This window comes from Stenotrophomonas sp. STEN056, from assembly GCF_056759635.1.
Window position 1 is genome coordinate 21158 of sequence record NZ_JBRRDL010000026.1, and the last position, 18583, is coordinate 39740.

Consider the following 18583-nt stretch of genomic DNA (forward strand, 5'->3'; position numbering starts at 1 on the left):
GCCGCCCGCGCTCACCGCTTTACGCTAGGCTTGTCACCTTTCCCGTAGCGGCCTGCCAATCGTGAAGACCGTACACGCAACCCGATACATCACGCCGCTGCGCGAAGGCGGCTCGCTGCCGGCTGTCATCGAAGCCGATGACGACGGCATGTATGTGCTCAAATTCCGCGGCGCCGGCCAAGGGCCCAAGGCGCTGATCGCCGAACTGGTGGTGGGCAAACTGGCACAGGCACTTGAACTCCCCATGCCGGACATGGCGCTGGTGGAGCTAGACCGCGAGTTCGCCCGCACCGAGCCGGACCCGGAAATCCAGGACCTGATCCGCGCCAGTGAAGGCACCAACCTGGGCGTCGACTATCTGCCCGGCGCCATCAACTACGACCCCGTCGCAATGCAGCCGGATGCCGAGCTGGCATCGCGCATCGTCTGGTTCGATGCCTTCACCAGCAACGTGGACCGCACCGCGCGCAACCCCAACCTGATGGTCTGGCACCGCAAGCTCTACCTCATCGACCACGGCGCGGCGCTGTACTTCCATCACGACTGGGAAAACGCCGGCGAAGCCTGCGGCAAGCCGTTCAAACTGATCCGCGACCATGTGCTGCTGCCCTTCGCCAGCGCGATCGCCCAAGCCGATGCGGCGCTGGTACCGCGCCTGAGCGACGCCGTCATCGACGCCGCCGTGGCCGACATTCCCGAAAGCTGGCTGCAGAACGAGCCGGCATTCTCCAGCCCGGCCGAGTATCGGCAGGCCTATTCCAGTTACCTCAAGCGCCGCCTGCAACTGCGCGAAGCATTCGTACAGGAGGCCATCCATGCCCACGCTGCACACCTATGACTATGCGGTCATCCGCGTGGTGCCGCGGGTGGAGCGCGAGGAGTTCATCAATGTCGGCGTGATCGTCTCGTGCCCCACTGCCGGCCATCTGCAGGCAGCCATCGAGATCGACACCACGCGCCTGCAGGCGTTCGCGCCGCAACTGGACATCGCATCGGTGATGCCGTGGCTGGATGCCATCGTCGCCATCTGCGAAGGCCAGCCCGGCGCCGGGCCCATCGCACAATTGCCGCCGCGCGCCCGTTTCCACTTCCTGACCGCCAAGCGCAGCTCGGTGGTGCAAACCTCGGTCACCCATGTGGGCCGCACGGCCAACCCGGCAGGTATCGTCGAGCACCTGCTCGAACGCATGGTGCGTGCCCCGCGTTGAACAAGATGCAGGCGGGGATGGAATCCCAGCACCCCGCCGGATCAGCACTGCACGCCTCCACCTGTGGACGCGCTTCTGCACACTGCGCGGGGATTGCGCTGCGCTTCATCCCCGCCTACGGATGACCTGCAGATTCCTTGAGCGCCCCCGCTTCAAGTCACTCGCCACCGGCCAGCTCCCTGGCACGGTCGCGCAAGTTGAATTTTTGTACCTTGCCGGTCGCGGTACGTGGCAACGGGCCAAAAACAAAACTGCGCGGCACTTTGTAACCGGCCATGTGTTGCCGGCAATGTGCCAGCGCCGCTTCATCGCTCAGTTCGCCATGTTCCTTCAGCTCCACGAAGGCACAGGGTGTTTCACCCCATTTTGGATCGGGCCTTGCGACCACCGCTGCTGCCATGACGGCCGGATGGCGGCAGAGCACGTCTTCAACTTCAAGTGATGAAATGTTCTCGCCGCCGGAAATGATGACGTCCTTGGAGCGGTCACGAATCTTCACATTGCCGTCGGCATAAACCACCGCCAGGTCGCCGGTACGGAACCAGCCGCCAGCAAATGCCTCCTCCGTGGCGCGCGGATTTTTCAGGTAGCCCTTCATGGTGATGTTGCCGCGGAACATGATTTCCCCAATGGCCATGCCGTCCCATGGCACAGGCGCCAACGTCTCCGGGTCCAGCACCTGCATGTCCTCCTGCAGCAGGCAGGCAACACCCTGGCGGCTGTTCAACTCGGCCCGTGCATCAATTGGCAGTTCCGCCCATTCGGCCTTCGGTTGGCAGATGGAGGCCGGCCCATAGACCTCGGTAAGTCCGTAGACGTGGGTGATCTCCACGCCCATGCGCTCCATCGCTTCCAGCACCGCGGCGGTCGGCGCGGCGCCGGCGACCTGGCCCTTCAGGCCGACAAGCCCCTGCTTGCAGGCTTCCGGCGCGGCCGCCAGTGCTGCGTGTACCACCGGCGCGGCGCAGTAGTGAGTGACCCCGTGCTCGCGCATCAGCTCCAGCACGTCCTTCGCTTCAAACCGACGCAGGCACACCTGGGTACCGGCCACCGCGGCCATCGTCCACGGGAAGCACCAACCGTTGCAGTGGAACATTGGCAGCGTCCACAGATACACCGGGTGTTGCGGCATGCCCCAGTCGATGATGTTTGCCACCGCATTCAAATAAGCGCCGCGATGGTGATAAACCACGCCCTTGGGGTCGCCCGTGGTGCCGGACGTGTAGTTCAGTGCAATGGCATTCCACTCATCGCCGGGCAGTGCGAACTCGAACGCGGGATCGCCTGTTTCCAGCAGGGCTTCGTACTCGATCTCGCCCAGCAGATCACCCTGCGTGATGGCCGCGTCATCCACGTCGATCACCCGCGGCGGGTTCTTGCACAGCGCAAGGGCGCGCTGCATCACCGCGGAGAATTCCCGATCAGTGAACACGACCTTGGCTTGGCCGTGATCGAGCATGAAAGCCAGCGTTTCCGCATCCAGCCGGGTGTTGAGCGCATTGAGCACCGCCCCGAGCATGGCCGGGCCGTAGTGCAGTTCAATCATTGCAGGCGTGTTGGGCAACATCGCAGCAACCGTGTCGCCTTCCACTACCCCCATCGCATGCAGCGCCGATGCCAAGCGCCGGCAACGCTCGAACACCTGCGCCCAACTCAGGCGCCGCTCACCATGGATCACCGCCAGTCGCTGCGGGTGCACGACCGCCGCCTTGCGCAGCAGGCTTAACGGCGACAGCGGTGTGTAGTTGGCCAGGTTCCGGCCCAGTTGCTGGTACATGGTGCGGCCCTCTCGCGATCGGAAATTTTCCGGACAGAGGGTCAGCCACACCGAGTGGTTCTGTCGCTGCGACCTTAGTCGCAGGACAAAGTGCCGCGTTGGGAATTGTCTGGAATTGAATGCCACTACAGGACGAAGCAGAAGCGCCCTCACCCCAACCCCTCTCCCGCGGGCGGGAGAGGGGCTAGTCGCGCGGTGAGTTGTAATGCGGCAGATCGCAATGCACCGAGCCCCTCTCCCGCACGCGGGAGAGGGGTTGGTCGCGCGGTGATTCGTCGTAATGCGGCAGATCGCATTGCACCGAGCCCCTCTCCCGCACGCGGGAGAGGGGTTAGTCGCGCGGTGATTCGTAATGCGGCAGATCGCATTGCACTGAGCCCCTCTCCCGTCCGCGGGAGAGGGGTTGGGGTGAGGGCGCTCTCCAAAAAAAAAACGCCGGCATGGCCGGCGTTTTCTCGTTTCTACCGCAGCAGCAATCAGGCTTCGGGCGCTGCCGGTGTCTGGCTTGCATCTTCGGCAACCGTGCCAGCGTCGTCATCCAGATCGTCGCCCGACTCCAGTGAGGCATCCAGGCGTTCAACCGCCTGCAGCTTCTCACCCTTGGACAGGCGGATCAGGGTGACACCCTGGGTGTTGCGGCCGACGCGGGAGATTTCCGAACCACGGGTACGCACCAGCGTGCCGCCATCGGAGATCAACAACACTTCATCGCCGTTGCCCACCAGCACCGCACTGACCAGCTTGCCGTTGCGCTCGCTGGTCTGGATGCCGATCACGCCCTGCGTACCGCGACCCTTGCGCGGGTAGTCGGCCAGCGGCGTGCGCTTGCCGTAGCCGTTCTCGGTCGCGGTGAGGATGTACTGCACGCCGGCATCGTCGGCACCGCTGTCGACAATCTCGCTGCCTTCCGCTGCCACCTCCTCGACAACGCTGTTCTCGTCCTCGTTCTCGTCCTCGGCGCCACCGGCGCTTTCGGCCACGATCAGGCTGACCACTTCCTCGCCCTTGGCCATCTTGATGCCGCGCACACCTGTCGCGGTGCGGCCCATCGAGCGGACCTTGTCTTCGCCGAAGCGCACGGTCTTGCCATTGGACGCGAACAGCAGCACATCGCGCTCGCCGTCGGTCAGGCCAACGCCCACCAGCGCGTCGCCTTCATCCAGGTTGATGGCGATCTTGCCGCGCGCCAGACGGAACGCAAACTCGCTCAGCGGCGTCTTCTTGACCGTACCGTTGCGGGTGGCGAAGAACACGAAATGGCTTTCGTCATACTCACGCACCGGCAACACGGCCTGCACGCGCTCGCCATTTTCCAGCGCGATCCAGTTGATGATCGGGCGGCCACGGGCGTTGGAACCGGCTTCCGGCAACTGATGCACCGGCAGCCAGAACACCTTGCCGGAGCTGGTGAAGGTCAACAGCGTGTCGTGCGTGTTGACCAGCCACAGCTGTTCAATCGAATCCTCGTCCTTGGTCGCCGCCGCACTGCGGCCACGGCCACCACGGCGCTGTGCGCGGTAGGCACTGACCGGCTGGCGCTTGACGTAACCGGCGCGCGAGAGCGTCACCACCACGTCTTCCGGCGCGATCAGATCCAGGATGTCCAGGTCTTCTTCGCTGTGACGGATTTCGGTGCGGCGCACATCGCCGTACTCGGCCTTGACGCTGACCAGTTCTTCGCGGATGACCTGGCGCAGGCGCTCGGGGTCTTCCAGGATTTCGATCAGGCCGGCGATGACTTCCAGCAGCTGGCGGTATTCCTCGGTCAGCCTGTCCTGCTCCAGCCCGGTGAGGCGGTGCAGGCGCATTTCCAGAATCTGCGTGGCCTGTACATCACTGAGCTGGTAGTTGCCGTTGACCAGGCCAATGCCCTTGGGCAGGTCTTCCGGACGCGAGGCTTCCGCGCCGGAGGCCGCCAGCAGCGACCCCACCAGGCCCGGTTCCCAGACCTTGGCGAGCATGCGCTCCTTGGCTTCGCCCGGGTTGGCCGACGTCTTGATCAACTCGATCATCTCGTCGATGTTGGCCAATGCAACCGTCAGGCCTTCCAGCACGTGCGCACGGGCGCGCGCCTTGCGCAGCTCATAGATGGTGCGGCGGGTGACAACCTCACGGCGATGGCGGAGGAACGCCTCCAGCATCTCCTTGAGGTTCATCAACTTCGGGCGGCCATCGACCAGCGCCACCATGTTGATGCCGAACACCGACTCCATCTGCGTCTGCTGGTACAGGTTGTTAAGCACAACCTCGGCAGATTCACCGCGCTTGATCTCGATGTAGATGCGCATGCCGTCCTTGTCGGACTCATCGCGCAGCTCGCTGATGCCTTCGAGCTTCTTTTCCTTGACCAGCTCGGCGATCTTCTCGATCAACCGCGCCTTGTTCACCTGGTACGGGATCTCGGTGACGATGATCGACTCGCGGCCGTTGTCGGCCACTTCGATATCGGCCTTGGCACGGATGCGCACGCGGCCACGGCCGGTGCGGTAGCCGGCGATGATGCCGGCGGTGCCATTGATGATGCCGGCGGTGGGGAAATCCGGGCCCGGGATGAACTCCATCAGGCCATCGACATCAATCGTCGGATCGTCGATCAATGCAATGCAGGCATTGAGGGATTCGGTGAGGTTGTGCGGCGGGATGTTGGTCGCCATGCCCACCGCGATACCGGCCGAACCGTTGACCAGCAGGTTCGGGAACCGGGTCGGCATGACCGTCGGCTCCAGTTCCTTTTCGTCGTAGTTGGGCTGGAAATCGACTGTTTCCTTGTCCAGGTCGGCCATCAGCTCATGCGCAAGGCGCGACATGCGTGCCTCGGTGTAACGCATTGCCGCCGCGGAGTCGCCATCGACCGAGCCGAAGTTACCCTGGCCGTCCACCAGCATGTAACGCAGCGAGAACGGCTGCGCCAGACGCACCAGCGTGTCGTATACCGACTGATCGCCATGCGGGTGGTACTTACCGATGACGTCACCGACGATACGTGCTGACTTGTAGTACGGCTTGTTGCTGTGCGCGCCCAGCTCGCTCATGGCGAACAGGACACGGCGATGGACCGGCTTGAGGCCATCGCGAGCATCGGGAAGTGCGCGCCCCACGATCACGCTCATGGCGTAATCGAGGTAACTCTTGCGCATCTCGTCTTCCAGGTTGACCTGGATGATTTCCTTGGCGTTTTCTGCCATTCGGGTTCCGTTGTCTGGTAGCGATCCAGCCCGACGAAGGTGCCTGTCAGGCGCCCCCACCGGGATCGAGAATCAACCGACGGAGTCTATCACAAACAGGCATTTTTCGCCGCATTTTGCGGGGCTTTTACCGGAACAAATCAGGAACTTAGGGCCTTGGCCCGGTGCTGGAGCCGGGTTCACTCCCGGTATCCACAAGGTGCCGCCGGGCATCGCTGAACATGGCCCTTGCCCAGCCGGGGAGATGCCGGCCAGGCGCGCGAGGCACCTGGCCCGGCCACAGGGCTCAGGCGGTGCCGAACGCTGCCGTCATCGCCGCCAGGTCGGGCTTCAGGATCACCCCGCGCTCGGTCACGATCGCATCAATCAACTCACCCGGAGTGACGTCGAACACCGGGTTCCAGGCCGCAATGCCTTCCGCCACGGTACGCACGCCGCCCACGCCATACAGCTCGCCGGGGTCGCGCTGCTCGATCTCGATCTCGTCACCATGGGCGGTGTTCATGTCCACCGTGGAGGACGGCGCCACCACCATGAACTTGACGCCGTGATGGCGGGCGGCAATCGCCAGCTGGTAGGTGCCGATCTTGTTGGCAGTGTCGCCATTGGCACAGATGCGGTCGGCACCAACGATCACCCACTGCACCGCCCCGGTCTTCATCAGGTGCGACGCGGCCGAGTCGGCAATCAGGGTGGCGTCGATGCCGTCCTGCTGCAGTTCCCACACGGTCAGGCGTGCGCCCTGCAACCATGGCCGGGTCTCGCCGGCAAATACGCGCGCGATGCTGCCCTGCGCCTTGCCGGCGCGGATCACGCCCAGCGCGGTGCCAAAGCCCGCCGTTGCCAGCGAGCCGGTATTGCAGTGGGTCAGCACGCCGCTGCCGGCGGCAATCAAGCCCGCGCCCAACGTGCCCATGTGGCGGTTGGCGGCCAGGTCTTCATCGGCGATGGCCTGTGCTTCCAGCGCCAGCACCTGCTTCCAGTCGGCGCCGGCGGCGGCCAACACCCGGCGCATGCGCGCCAGCGCCCATGCCAGGTTCACGGCGGTCGGGCGCGAGGCGTTCAGCCGGGCCAGCGCCGGCTCCAGCAATTCCAGCGCGGCGGCGCCGTTCTCGGCCTGCATCTCGTTGGCGGCGAGCACCACACCCCACGCGGCGGCGATGCCGATGGCCGGCGCACCGCGCACGGTCAATGCATGAATGGCTTCGGCGACGGCGTCGCTGTCATGGCACAACACATGCTCGACCACGAACGGGAGCTTGCGCTGGTCCAGCAGTTCGAGGGCATCGCCGGTCCAGCGGATCGGGCGGATATGGTCGTAACGGGCGTAATCGATGGTGGAGGTAGCGTTCATCGCGCCATTGTAATCGGCCCCGCCGACGCGCCGGTCAATCGGCGGAAAATTCGCCGCGGCAGCCCTTGTCCACCCAGACGCCCTGGCGATCCCAACCCCAGGTTTCGCCTTCGCGGCAGGGCGCACTGGAGAGTTGCTCGACCAGCGTGACCCGGCGCTCCACTCCCACGCCGCACTCCCGGCGGAGGTTGCGCTTGGATTCGCAGACCACCTTGCGTGGCGTCTGGACAAAGCCCGAGCCATCCTCGGCGGCCACCTCGAACACCCCCTGGCAGCCCCGGCTTACCCAGATTTCATTGCGGTCGTAGCCCCAGCTGCGCCCTTCCCGGCATGGCAACACCGACTGCTGGCGCAGCAGCCTGACCGGCGCGCCGCGCAACACTACCGGACAGGATTCAACCCGGCCGCGCGATTCACAACGCACCACGCGCCGGCTCTTGCCCGAGCTTGGCTGACGCCGGGCAAATTCCGCGCGGCAGTTGTTGCTGACCCACACCGCATCGCCCTCCACACCCCAACTGGTCTCGCGGATGCAGTGCTGCTCGGACAATTGCCGCACCAGCTCCACCCCCTTGCCGACGTCCATCGCGCAGAACACGCGCAGCATGTCGCGGGACTCGCAGCGCACAACCGGAGCGGGCGCAGCCACGGTTTCACCGGCCTTGGCGGCGAAGAACGCAGGTGCCATCAACAGGACAATCCCACAAACTGCCTTCATCCCCAGATTTCCGCTCATGGTCTCGATGGACTCCGGTTACGCACAGCCTGCACGCGCGCCTGTGATCAAAGCATCATCATCGCCAAACCGGCAAGGCCAATCCATGACATGAATTGGCCATCCACGCTGCAAACGCGTTCATGCAGCACGCCGGAGACGCTCCCCTTGCCGTCTCCTCCATGAAAGCATCCCTCAGGCATTGCTGAAATCAAATGCCAGCACATCGGCGATACGTGGCGTTTCCCCCAGGGCCATCAACAGGCGGTCCACGCCCACGGCCACACCCGCACAGGCCGGCATGGCGGCCAGCGTTGCGAGCAGGCGTTCATCCAGCGGCGGCAGCTCGATTCCACGCGCGGCACGGACAACAAGGTCGCGCTCGAAACGTTGCCGCTGTTCATCGGCGTCGTTCAACTCGTGATAGCCATTGGCAAGCTCCACTGCACCCAGGTAAAGCTCGAAACGCTCGGCCACCGGCGGCTCGCCGGGGCGGATGCGCGCCAGCGCGGCCTGGGTGGCCGGCCAGTCGTGGATGACGGTGATGCAATCGGGCGCGAACTGCGGCTGGATGCGGTGGGTCATCAACAGATCCAGCCAGTCATCACGGGTAAGCCCTTCCGGCTGAATCTGCACCTCGCCAAGGCCGGCGCGCAGTTCCGCGACCTCCGCCAGGAATGGATCCAGCCCAACCGCCTGGATGAACAGCTCGCGGTAGGTCAGCACCCGCAGCGTGGCCTGGCGCCCCACCATCGCCAAGGCCTGCTGCACCAGCGCGACGGTTTCATCGATCAGACGATGATGATCCCAGCCCACGCGGTACCACTCGAGCATGGTGAATTCGGGGTTGTGGCGCCCGCCGGCCTCACCGTTGCGGAATACGCGCCCCAGCTCGTAGCAGTCGCCCACACCGGCGGCGAGCAGACGTTTGAGCGGATACTCCGGCGAGGTGCGCAACCAGCGCAGCGGTGCGCCCGCATCGGCATGCCCGGTGAAGCGCGTGCAGAAGCTCTCGATGTTCGGCTCGGTGTTGCCGGCGGCGGACAGGATCGGCGTCTCCACCTCCAGCACCTGCCGCTGTGCGAAAAACTCCCGGATCAGTGCGTTCAAGCGCGCGCGCTGGCGCAATGCTTCCATCACGAGTGCAACCTCCCGGCCTGCCCGTTCAAGGACAGCGTCAGGATGTCGCGTGCATCGTCGCGGTACCCCGCCGAGAGATACAGCCGTTTGGCCTTGTCATTGTGATGATTGACCTCCAAACGGATAACCGCCGCGCCCTGCCCTGCGGCCCAGTCGCGGGCAAGCGAAAGCGCCTGCCGGCCCCAGCCACGACCACGCGCGGCCGGCGTCAGATACAACTCATCCAGCAGCACAAACCGCCCGCCCTGCTCGACGCTGAAGCACCAGCCCAGCGTGACGTAACCCACTTCGGCCACATCATCACTGGACAGCATCAGCACCGCGCCCAGCGATGGATTGTCCAACACCGACTGCAGGCCCGGCTCAACCAGCTCGGCCTGATACGGGATGCAATCTTCCACGTAGAAATCACGCACCATCGCGATCAGCCGCTCAAAATCCTCAGGCCCGGCGACACGGGCGGAGATGCTGTTGCTCATGCGTCCACTCCGTTGTCGGCGAGGAAACTCAGCAGACGTGCTTCATCCCACACCTCCACGCCCAGTTCGTTGGCCTTGTCCAGTTTGGAGCCGGCTTCGCTGCCGGCGACCACAAAGCTGGTCTTCTTCGACACGCTGCCGGACACCTTCGCGCCCAACGCTTCCAGGCGGGCCTTGGCCTCGTCGCGGCTCATCTGCGCCAGCGTGCCGGTCAATACCGCAGTCTTGCCGTCCAAGGGGCCAGCGACCTGCTGCGAGGCTTCCGGCGTGCGCTGCAGCAGCACCTGCATCTGCACACCGGCCGCGGAGAACAATGCGGCATTGGCATCATCATCCAACCAGGCCACCAGCGCATTGGCGGTTTCCGCGGGCAGGCCCGCGGTCACGAAGTTGTGCGCGCTTTCATCGCGAATGGCATCCACCGACGGGAACGCTTCGGCCAATTGTTTGGCGCGCACCGGCGTGACCCTGGGGATCTCCATGTCCTGCAGCAGGTTGCCCAGCGTAAGCTCGCCACGCAACTTCGCGCTGGGCGGATGGCTGTCGGTGATCTGTACGCCGCGCGCCAACAATTCATCGATGGCCTGCTGGTTGCCCGGCTGCGCCATGAAGTGGCCGATGGACCGCGCCACTTCGCCACCGATATCCGGCACACGCTTGAACAGCGGCCACGGCAGGTGGCGGATCAATTCCAGATCACCAAACCACATCGACAGCGCCTTGGCAGTGCTCTCACCGACATGCTCGATGCCCAGCGCGAACAGCAGCCGTTCCAGCGTCGTGTTGCGACTGTTGGCAATGGCAGCGATGAGATTGTCGGCCCACTTGGTGGCGATCTTCCTGGTATTCCATTGGAACTGCGCCGGCACGGCCAGCACCTGCGCGCGCCAGCTGGCGTCGTCGCTGCGCAACGCCAGAATCTGCTTGAGCGTGTCGCCGCTACCTTCCGGCACAAGGTGTAGGCTCAGTTGCGAAGCCAACGTCTCAGGCGCATCCGCGTCCAGCGCCAGCTTCAACAGCAGCAGCTGATCGCGGTTCAACGCGTACAGATCGGCCACGCCGCGCACGATGCCGGCGTCGACCAGGGTTTCGATGTACTTGTCACCGAGCCCATCAATATCCATCGCCTTGCGCGAGGCAAAGTGCGCGATGGCTTCCTTGCGCTGCGCCGGGCAACTCAATTCACCGGAGCAACGCCACGCGGCCTCGCCTTCCTCACGTACGATTTCCGAACCGCAGACCGGGCACACGCGCGGCATCTGCCACGGCGAGGTTCCCTCCGGGCGCTTGTCAGCGATGACACTGACCACTTCCGGGATCACATCACCGGCGCGGCGCACGATGACCGTGTCGCCCACGCGCACATCCAGGCGCGCGATCTGGTCGGCGTTGTGCAGCGTGGCATTGGTCACCACCACGCCGGCCACATGCACCGGCTTGAGCCGTGCAACCGGCGTTGCCGCGCCGGTGCGGCCAATCTGGATTTCGATGGCCTCGACCGTGGTGGTCTGCTCCTGCGCCGGGAATTTATGGGCAATGGCCCAGCGCGGCGCACGCGCGACAAAGCCCATTTCCTGCTGACCCTGCCGGTCATCCAGTTTGTAGACCACGCCATCGATGTCGAACGCCAGGGCATCGCGGCGCTCGCCGATATCGCGGTAATAGGCCAACAAGCCGTCGGCACCTTCGACCACCTGGCACAGGTCGCTGACCGGGAAACCCCACTGCGCCAACTGCGCCAGTGTCGCCGAATGCGTCGCTGGCAATTCGCCGCCCGATACTTCGCCCAGGCCATAGGCAAAAAAACTCAAGGGGCGCTGCGCACTGATTTTTGGATCAAGCTGCCGCAGGGAGCCGGCCGCGCCATTGCGCGGATTGGCCAGCACCTTGCCGCCATGCAGACGCGCCTGCTCGTTGTAGCGTTCAAAATCGGCGCGCGGCATGTACACCTCGCCACGGACTTCCAGCACATCCGGCCAGCCCTGCCCGTCCAGCACCTGCGGAATCACCTTGATCTGGCGCAGGTTGGCCGACACATCCTCGCCGGTGGCACCGTCGCCACGCGTAGCGCCTTGCACAAAACGGCCATGCTCATAGCGCAGGTTGATCGCCAGCCCATCCAGCTTGGGTTCGGCCGAGAACAACAGCTTCGGGCGCCGCAGGCGCTCATCGATGCGCCGGACGAAATCCCGCACTTCCTCGTCGCTGAACGCATTTCCCAGGGACAGCATCGGCACCGCATGCGTCACCTCGGGAAAGCGTGAGGATGCCTTGCCACCGACCTGGTGACTGGGCGAATCGGCGCTGTCCAGCTCTGGATTCGCTGCTTCCAGCGCTTCCAGCTCCCGCATCAGCCGGTCGTAGTCGGCATCGGGAATGATCTGCTCGTCGAGCTCATGGTAGGCGCGCGAAGCGGCGGCCAGTTGTGCCCGCAGCGCGGCAATCCGCTGGGCAGCTTGGGTATTGGAAGTCATGCGGCGATTTTACCCGCGTGCGTGTGCAGACGCTGGGGTGTTCGCTTTGGATTTTTGGGATGTTACGCGGACCGCAGCGAAGTGCTTACCCCTCCCCGGCCCTCCCCTTGGCTTTGCCAAAGGGAGGGAGCAAAAGCGGGTCTCGGCAAATTGATCGAAGGCTGAGCCCCCCTCCCTTCGGCAAAGCCAAGGGGAGGATTACGGAGGGGTACTTTTGCAGCGAAAACCCGGCCGAAAGAAGCTCTCGTCGAACTTACCAGCGCGGTGACTTGGTCAGCGGCGGCGCCTGGTGCTGGCGGTCGTAGGCGCGCAGGTCATCGCGGATATGCGCGATACGCTGGCGGCCCAGTGCGTTGCGGCTGTCATCCAGCACCACGCCATCCAGCAGCTCGCCCATGCGCTGCACGGTCGGCAGCATTTTTTCCCAGGCATCGAGCGCGGTCATCGGCGCTGGCAAGGTCAGGAAGAACGCAATGGCCGGCGTTTCCATCTCGCGGATGCTGGCCATGTCAAAACTGCCCGGCTTCATGATGCTGGCCATCGAGAAGATCGGGCCGCGCTCCGGGTGGCCTTCCACCAGGCGGTGGAACACATTCATGTAGCCGAACACCAGGCCGGTTTTTTCGGCGGCGACCACGATGTCTTCCCCGCGCAGCACTTCGCCGGCGCGCGCAGCCACATACAACGAAACGATCTTGTCGAAATCCTGGCTGGGCCGTTTGCCAAGCTCGCTGGTGCTGCTCGGCTCCATCTCGGGCAGCCCCAGCTCGGCCTGGGTGACGCCCTCGCCTTCGGCTGCCTCCGTGGCTGACTCATCCGCCGACACCGCATCGGCAGCGCCCAGCACGGGTTCACGCCGGACACCGCGCTCGGCTGCCTCCGCAGGGACGTCCTTGCGCTTGCCCTGCGCAGGCCGGCGCGAACGTCCAAACAGGAAAATCGCGATGATGAGCAGCAGACCGGCAACAAGAATGCCGATGCGCAACAGTGCCATGTCGGACATGCGTTGGGATCTCCGGGGGTTCGTTCAGGTGGTTAAAGGATGGCACGTCATGCCGCGCCCGCCAATCGTGCAGCCTCTTCCAGGTCCACACTGACCAAGCGGCTGACACCGGGTTCGCGCATGGTTACACCCGACAACTGATGCGCCGCCTCCATCGTGGCCTTGTTGTGGCTCACGAACAGGAACTGCACCTTCTCGCTCATTTCCTTGACCATGTTGGCCAGGCGGCCGACGTTGGCCTCATCCAGCGGCGCGTCCACCTCATCCAACAGACAGAACGGGGCCGGGTTGAGCTGGAAGATGGCAAACACCAGCGCTACGGCGGTCATTGCCTTTTCGCCACCGGACAGCAGCGAGATGCTGGACACGCGCTTGCCCGGCGGCCGCGCCATGATGGTCACGCCGGTATCGAGCAGGTCCTCGCCGGTCAGTTCGAGATAGGCGTGACCGCCACCGAACAACCGTGGGTACAGTGCCTGCACGCCGGCATTCACCCGGTCAAAGGTGTCCTTGAAGCGACCGCGGGTTTCACGGTCGATCTTGCGGATGGCGTCTTCCAGCGTTTCCAGTGCGGTCGTCAGGTCGGTGTTCTGCGCATCCAGATACTCCGAACGCTGCGATGCCTCACCGTACTCCTGAATGGCGGCCAGGTTGACCGGCTCCAGCCGGCGCATGCGCGCATCGATCTGATGCACTGTCTGCTCCCAGTCCGACAGACGTGCGTCTTCGGCCAGGGTATTGATCACGTCCTGCAGCACGAAGCCGGCCTTTTCCACCGCACCGGACAACTGCTCGGCACTGAGCACCAGCGCCTGCTGGTCCAGCTTGCGCTGGGAGATGCGCTCGCGCTGTGCCAACGCCTGCTCGTCACGCTGATGGCGGGTCTGCTCGGCACTGCGCAACTCCGCGTCAATGCCCTCCAGCTGTGCACGCGCTTCGCCCAGCACACGCTCCACGCGCACGCGCTCGCCCAGTGCATTCTGATGATCGGCTTCCAGCGTCTGCACCGGCGTGTCGCCTTCGTCCAGCTGCGAATGCAGTTCGCCAAGCCGCGAATCCAGCTGCCCACGCTGGCTGCTCATGCGTTCCAGCGCGTGGCTGAGCGAGGTGATCTGGGTCCGCTGCGATTCCAGCGTCAATGCCAGCGCGTGCATGTTGTCGCGCACGTTGCGCGCGGCGTCACGCGCCTGGTCACGCGCATCGGTCAACTGCCGACGCTCGCCCTCCAGCGCCTGCCGCGATGTCTCAAGATCCCCCATGCTGGAGACCGCGTCGTCCAGGCGCACGCGCGCCTCGCTGGCCTGCTCGCGGCTGACTTCAAGGGTTTCCTGCAGCTGTGCCAGCTCGCCGTCGATGCGTTCCAGCCGTGTACGCGCCGATTCCAGGCGGCCCTGCTGGCTCTGCAATTGCCCCGCCAGTTCCGAGCTGGCGCGATGCGCCTGATACAGCGTCCGCTGCGCCTCTTCGCGCTGCTGCTCGGCTGCCAGCAGTTGCTCGCGCAGGCTGGCCAGCTGCTGTTCCAGTTCACTCTCGCGTTGCTGCAGGCTTTCGATCTGCTCGCGCAGGGTGACGATCTCGCGCTCACGCAACAATGCGCCCTGCTTGGCAGCGCCGGAATGCGACACCTGCAGCCAACCATCGCCCAACCGCTCGCCGTCACGGGTGATGACCGCATCGCCTGCCGGCAGGCTGGCCTGCAATGCCCGCGCCTGGGCCAGATCGTCGGCCGCGTGCAGATGCATCAACAGGCGACGGATGGCCAACGGCCCCTGCACCTTGGCAGCCAATGACGTCGCGGCGAAATCGGCGTTGCCTTCGGCACCGGAAACCAGCGCGATACGGCCTTCGCCCAACTCTCCCAGCGCCTCCACCAGCGCTTCCGGCGCATCAACCAACACACCCTCGATCAACTGGCCCAGCGCGCCCTCGACGGCGTTTTCCCAACCGGCATCCACACTGATGCGCTCGCCCACGCGTGCGGCCGAATCCAGCCCGCGCGCTTTCAGCCACGCCACCGCTGCGCCCTGCTCCTGGCCCAATGCGGCCTGTTGCAGCGCCTCCAGCGAAGACAGCCGCCCGCGCGCCGATTGCGCCTGCTTGCGCACCTCCGCAAGTTCCGACTGATGCGTGCGCTGCTGCTCCTGCAGGGCCGCTGCCGATTCCTTGCGCGCCTCGACCTGCTCGGTAAGCGTATCGACCGTGGTCTTCTGCGTTTCATGCTGCAACTGCAGTTGCTCGAACGCCTCGGCCAGCGCATCCATGTCCAGCCCGGCACGCTCGGCGGCCAGTGCTTCACGACGGCGGTCAGCCTCAAGCACCTGCTTGTCCAGGTAGTCCACGCGGGTGCGTTCCACTTCGCCCGAGCGCGTGGCTTCGGAGGCGTTGCGGTTGTGCGCTTCCCAGCGGTGCTGCCAATCGCCGAGCTTGGCTTCGGCTTCGCGCAGCGCGTCCTGGCGCAGTTCGTTTTCTTCCTGCAGCTGTTCCAGCTGCGGCTCGGCGCCCTCCACCGCTTCACGCAGCACGATCAGTTTGGCTTCGTCGCCGCTGATGTGCTGGCCGAGCTCGGACAGGGCCTGGCGGGTTTCGTCACGCGCCTTGTGCAGGCGCTGCGCCAGCTCCCGCTGGTGATGGATCTGCTGTTCCAGCCGCGCCAGCGTACTGCCGACCTGGTAGACATCCGCCTGCGCGCGGTTCAATGCTTCGGCCGCTTCCTCGCGGCGCACGCGGCCGGCTTCAATGCGGCTTTCGGCTTCGCGCTGTTCGGCGATGAACTGCTGCAACTTGGTTTCTTCGCGTGAAAGCGCTTCGCGCAGGCCGCTCAGGCGCCCGTCCAGGCCGCGATACTCCAGCGCCTTCCACTCCGCATCCTTGACCCGGCGCTCTTCCTGCAAGGCCTGGTACTGCTCGGCCTGCCGCGCCTGGCGCTTGAGGTGTTCCAGCTGCTTGCCGATTTCCTCGCGCAGGTCGTTGAGCCGGTCCAGGTTCTCGCGGGTGTGGCGGATGCGGGTTTCGGTTTCCTTGCGGCGCTCCTTGTACTTGGAGATGCCGGCGGCTTCTTCCAGGTACACGCGCAGGTCTTCCGGGCGCGCCTCGATGATCTGGCTGATCATGCCCTGCTCGATGATCGAGTAGCTGCGCGGGCCAAGCCCGGTGCCCAGGAACAGATCGGTGATGTCGCGGCGGCGGCACTTGGTGCCGTTCAGGTAATAGTTGCTGCTGCCGTCACGACTGACCGTGCGCTTGACCGAGATTTCATTGAACGCGGCGTATTCGCCGGAAATCGCATGGTCGGTGTTGTCGAAGATCAGCTCGACCGTGGCCTGCGACACCGGCTTGCGCCCGGCCGAGCCGGAGAAGATCACATCCGTCAGCGAGTCACCACGCAGGCGGCTGGCCGAGCTTTCGCCCATCACCCAGCGCACGGCATCGATGATGTTGGACTTGCCACAACCGTTCGGGCCGACCACGCCGGTCATGTTGGTCGGCAGGTGCAGCGTCGTGGGATCGACGAAGGACTTGAAACCGGAAAGCTTGATCGTGGATAGACGCATGGACTCGGGCTGTTGGCGGAGCCCGGCACTGGCCTGCCGGCACCCCGGGGGAAATTCCGGAAGTTCCTTTCCCGCCCCCAAGCCATTGATATCCGTAAAGATTCAACGCCTGAAGCACGGCACTGGGGAACGAGTATAACGACACCCGCCGCCCCCGGCTGCATGGCCGGCAGCCCAAAAGAAACGGGCGCCTCGCGGCGCCCGGTTCATTGCATCACTACGGCAGGATCAGGCGTCTGCTTCGACGATGACCTTGACGGTGGCTTCCACGTCGGCGTGCAGCTTGACGATGACGTCGTACTCGCCCACGTTGCGGAAAGCACCTTCGCCCAGGATCACTTCGCTCTTGTTCAGCTCCAGGCCGGCAGCGGTGAAGGCTTCAGCGATATCACGCGGGCCAACCGAGCCGTACAGCTTGCCTTCGGCCGAAGCGTGCGCACCGATGGTGACGCTGGCGCCTTCGAACTTGGCAGCGCGGCCTTCGGCGCCGTCGTGCAGGGCCTTGGCCTTGGCTTCGTACTCAGCGCGCTTGGCTTCGAACTCGGCGATGTTGCTCTCGGTGGCCGGAACGGCCTTGCCCTGCGGCACGAGGAAGTTGCGGCCGTAGCCCGGCTTCACATCAACCAGGTCGCCCAGGCCGCCGAGGTTGGTCACTTTCTGCAGAAGAATCAGCTTCATTTGGTATTGCTCCGTTATTCGTTAGCAGTACCCATGGGCACCGCAACGCTTGCTGTCCGAATAGGACGGGATTGGTTTGCGCTGAAAGCCCGGCGAACCGGGCTTTCAAGGCGACCGCGACTTAGACGTCGTGGTTGTCCGTGTACGGGATCAGGGCCAGGAAACGGGCACGCTTGACGGCCGTTGCCAGCTGGCGCTGGTACTTGGACTTGGTGCCGGTGACGCGGCTCGGAACGATCTTGCCGTTCTCGGTCAGGTACTGGCGCAGGGTGTTGAGATCCTTGTAATCGATCTCTTTCACGCCTTCAGCGGTGAACTTGCAGAACTTGCGGCGACGGAAGAACTTGGACATGAAAGTGCTCCTTATTCAGCAGAAGCGGCGTCGTCGCCGGCTTCGTCATTGTTGGAAGTGGCACCTTCTTCGTCGTCACGACGACGACGCTCGCCACGCTCGGGCTTGTCACCCTTCTCGTCCTTGCTCTTCATGATCAGCGACTGCTCGGTGTCAGCCTCGTCACGCTTCATGACCAGGTTGCGCAGCACGGCGTCGTTGAAGCGGAAGCTTTCGGTCAGCTCGTTCAGAACCGACTGGTCGGCTTCGATGTTCATCAGAACATAGTGGGCCTTGACCAGGTTCTGGATCGGGTAAGCCAGCTGACGGCGGCCCCAGTCTTCCAGACGGTGAATGGTGCCGTTGCCGGCTTCGACCAGCGCCTTGTAGCGCTCGATCATGGCGGGAACCTGTTCGCTCTGGTCCGGGTGGACCAGGAACACGACTTCGTAATGACGACTCATGTTTTCATACCTTTCGGATGTGGCCCCTGCGGGCCGGACAGCCCCCCGCCGTGAGTGCGGTGGAGCAAGGAATCCAACGCCGGAGGCGAAGGAAGCCGCGCATTATCCAATGCGCAGGGGCTGCAGGCAAGTCACCCACCAGGGCAGGCTGAACACAGTGTCCGATGACAGGAACCCTCCCGGGCATCCTCATGTTGCGACGCAGCAGTACAATCCGTAACCGT

Annotated in this window: 14 protein-coding genes; 2 read left to right on the forward strand and 12 right to left on the reverse strand. The window is 64.5% G+C overall.

Translation table 11 applies throughout. The annotated features are described in order from the left end of the window. Window positions 1–61: 61 nt before the first annotated feature. Window positions 62–838 (forward strand): HipA family kinase, encoded by a 777-nt coding sequence (locus ACVOLO_RS13475; protein WP_481570822.1) that lies wholly within the window; start codon window positions 62–64, stop codon window positions 836–838. Further along, window positions 816–1208, forward strand: a complete 393-nt coding sequence (locus ACVOLO_RS13480; RefSeq protein WP_481570823.1) for a DUF3037 domain-containing protein — start codon at window positions 816–818, stop codon at window positions 1206–1208. Before ACVOLO_RS13475 ends, ACVOLO_RS13480 begins: the two co-directional genes overlap by 23 nt. A gap of 157 nt (window positions 1209–1365) precedes the next feature. On the opposite strand, the gene ACVOLO_RS13485 is transcribed toward ACVOLO_RS13480, so the two are convergent. The 12 genes from ACVOLO_RS13485 to rpsF form a co-directional block, all read right to left on the reverse strand. Continuing rightward, window positions 1366–2985: an acyl-CoA synthetase gene (locus tag ACVOLO_RS13485; RefSeq protein ID WP_481570824.1), complete on the reverse strand. Its 1620-nt coding sequence runs from the start codon at window positions 2983–2985 to the stop codon at window positions 1366–1368. Window positions 2986–3461: 476 nt separating this feature from the next. Further along, entirely contained in the window at window positions 3462–6170 is a 2709-nt protein-coding gene (gene gyrA, locus ACVOLO_RS13490; protein WP_481570825.1) for a DNA gyrase subunit A, read from the reverse strand. A 286-nt stretch (window positions 6171–6456) separates the two neighbouring features. Continuing rightward, window positions 6457–7524 carry an S-methyl-5-thioribose-1-phosphate isomerase gene (gene mtnA / locus ACVOLO_RS13495; RefSeq protein ID WP_481570826.1) on the reverse strand — a complete coding sequence of 356 codons (1068 nt, stop codon included), beginning with the start codon at window positions 7522–7524 and terminating at the stop codon, window positions 6457–6459. A gap of 34 nt (window positions 7525–7558) precedes the next feature. Next, window positions 7559–8260 carry a DUF3011 domain-containing protein gene (locus ACVOLO_RS13500; RefSeq protein ID WP_481570827.1) on the reverse strand — a complete coding sequence of 234 codons (702 nt, stop codon included), beginning with the start codon at window positions 8258–8260 and terminating at the stop codon, window positions 7559–7561. 174 nt (window positions 8261–8434) lie between these two features. Then, window positions 8435–9376, reverse strand: a complete 942-nt coding sequence (gene epmA / locus ACVOLO_RS13505; protein WP_481570851.1) for an EF-P lysine aminoacylase EpmA — start codon at window positions 9374–9376, stop codon at window positions 8435–8437. Continuing rightward, on the reverse strand, window positions 9376–9858 hold the full coding sequence (locus tag ACVOLO_RS13510; RefSeq protein ID WP_481570828.1) for an N-acetyltransferase family protein: 483 nt from the start codon (window positions 9856–9858) through the stop codon (window positions 9376–9378). The genes epmA and ACVOLO_RS13510 overlap by 1 nt, the downstream gene beginning before the upstream one ends. Then, window positions 9855–12332, reverse strand: coding sequence for an NAD-dependent DNA ligase LigA (ligA, locus tag ACVOLO_RS13515; RefSeq protein ID WP_481570829.1), 2478 nt, complete (start codon window positions 12330–12332; stop codon window positions 9855–9857). Before ligA ends, ACVOLO_RS13510 begins: the two co-directional genes overlap by 4 nt. 253 nt (window positions 12333–12585) lie before the next feature. Next, window positions 12586–13335: a cell division protein ZipA gene (gene zipA / locus ACVOLO_RS13520; protein ID WP_481570830.1), complete on the reverse strand. Its 750-nt coding sequence runs from the start codon at window positions 13333–13335 to the stop codon at window positions 12586–12588. A gap of 47 nt (window positions 13336–13382) precedes the next feature. Next, window positions 13383–16886: a chromosome segregation protein SMC gene (gene smc / locus ACVOLO_RS13525; RefSeq protein WP_481570831.1), complete on the reverse strand. Its 3504-nt coding sequence runs from the start codon at window positions 16884–16886 to the stop codon at window positions 13383–13385. A 228-nt stretch (window positions 16887–17114) separates the two neighbouring features. Further along, window positions 17115–17564 (reverse strand): 50S ribosomal protein L9, encoded by a 450-nt coding sequence (gene rplI, locus ACVOLO_RS13530; RefSeq protein WP_481570832.1) that lies wholly within the window; start codon window positions 17562–17564, stop codon window positions 17115–17117. Window positions 17565–17685: 121 nt separating this feature from the next. Further along, window positions 17686–17916 carry a 30S ribosomal protein S18 gene (gene rpsR / locus ACVOLO_RS13535; RefSeq protein ID WP_002804494.1) on the reverse strand — a complete coding sequence of 77 codons (231 nt, stop codon included), beginning with the start codon at window positions 17914–17916 and terminating at the stop codon, window positions 17686–17688. Window positions 17917–17927: 11 nt separating this feature from the next. Beyond that, complete coding sequence (gene rpsF, locus ACVOLO_RS13540; RefSeq protein WP_481570833.1) at window positions 17928–18359, reverse strand: 30S ribosomal protein S6; 432 nt, start codon at window positions 18357–18359, stop codon at window positions 17928–17930. Window positions 18360–18583 lie beyond the last annotated feature (224 nt).

Excerpts from the sequence above, each read along its gene's own strand:
- rpsF (WP_481570833.1), bottom strand. The coding sequence starts at position 18,359 with ATGAGTCGTCATTACGAAGTCGTGTTCCTGGTCCACCCGGACCAGAGC.
- ACVOLO_RS13485 (WP_481570824.1), bottom strand. The coding sequence starts at position 2,985 with ATGTACCAGCAACTGGGCCGGAACCTGGCCAACTACACACCGCTGTCG.
- ligA (WP_481570829.1), bottom strand. The coding sequence starts at position 12,332 with ATGACTTCCAATACCCAAGCTGCCCAGCGGATTGCCGCGCTGCGGGCA.
- epmA (WP_481570851.1), bottom strand. The coding sequence starts at position 9,376 with ATGGAAGCATTGCGCCAGCGCGCGCGCTTGAACGCACTGATCCGGGAG.
- smc (WP_481570831.1), bottom strand. The coding sequence starts at position 16,886 with ATGCGTCTATCCACGATCAAGCTTTCCGGTTTCAAGTCCTTCGTCGAT.
- ACVOLO_RS13500 (WP_481570827.1), bottom strand. The coding sequence starts at position 8,260 with ATGAGCGGAAATCTGGGGATGAAGGCAGTTTGTGGGATTGTCCTGTTG.
- mtnA (WP_481570826.1), bottom strand. The coding sequence starts at position 7,524 with ATGAACGCTACCTCCACCATCGATTACGCCCGTTACGACCATATCCGC.
- zipA (WP_481570830.1), bottom strand. The coding sequence starts at position 13,335 with ATGTCCGACATGGCACTGTTGCGCATCGGCATTCTTGTTGCCGGTCTG.
- gyrA (WP_481570825.1), bottom strand. The coding sequence starts at position 6,170 with ATGGCAGAAAACGCCAAGGAAATCATCCAGGTCAACCTGGAAGACGAG.
- rpsR (WP_002804494.1), bottom strand. The coding sequence starts at position 17,916 with ATGTCCAAGTTCTTCCGTCGCCGCAAGTTCTGCAAGTTCACCGCTGAA.
- ACVOLO_RS13480 (WP_481570823.1), top strand. The coding sequence starts at position 816 with ATGCCCACGCTGCACACCTATGACTATGCGGTCATCCGCGTGGTGCCG.
- rplI (WP_481570832.1), bottom strand. The coding sequence starts at position 17,564 with ATGAAGCTGATTCTTCTGCAGAAAGTGACCAACCTCGGCGGCCTGGGC.
- ACVOLO_RS13510 (WP_481570828.1), bottom strand. The coding sequence starts at position 9,858 with ATGAGCAACAGCATCTCCGCCCGTGTCGCCGGGCCTGAGGATTTTGAG.